Genomic DNA, 462 nt, shown 5'->3' on the forward strand with positions numbered 1-462 from the left:
ATATCTTTTGATTTTTTCATGGCCCAGTTGAGGAGTGCATGTCACGGCCAGAAAAGTGCTGGTTGTATAGAATTCCCCTGATTGAAAAATGTTCCTCCGTTCCTCATCAATCATCGCCGTGATTCTATCCGGAAAGGAACTTGCCGCCGGAGCAGGGTAGCCGGTCGCAGGAGTTCGGATGGCCTCAACATGACACATCCAGCCAGAGCCAAGAGGCGCAAGAGCTTGATTTACCCGTGCGCTTATTGTCGCCAGTTCCTGAGGTGTGCTTGAGGCTGTATCTTGGGATCTGAATATCCAACCGGCCAGAAGTGCGCCGTTTTTGCAAAGGACAATTCCATTATCCACCATAGCGGCGTATGAAAGAACGTCCGGTAATCCCTTTTGTTTATGGCGATAGTCTTTGAGCTTGAGCATGAATATCTCCTACCTACGCCAAGGTGTAGATTTGGCGGGATATAC

General features: G+C 49.1%; 1 protein-coding gene. It reads right to left on the reverse strand.

The annotated features are described in order from the left end of the window. Positions 1–417, reverse strand: a 417-nt coding sequence (locus D0S45_20840; protein ID TIH04852.1) for a conjugal transfer protein TrbE, incomplete at its 3' end; no start/stop codon positions are given. Between the last annotated feature and the right edge of the window lie 45 nt (positions 418–462).

It is taken from the genome of Marinifilum sp. JC120, assembly GCA_004923195.1.
Taxonomy (GTDB): domain Bacteria; phylum Desulfobacterota; class Desulfovibrionia; order Desulfovibrionales; family Desulfovibrionaceae; genus Maridesulfovibrio.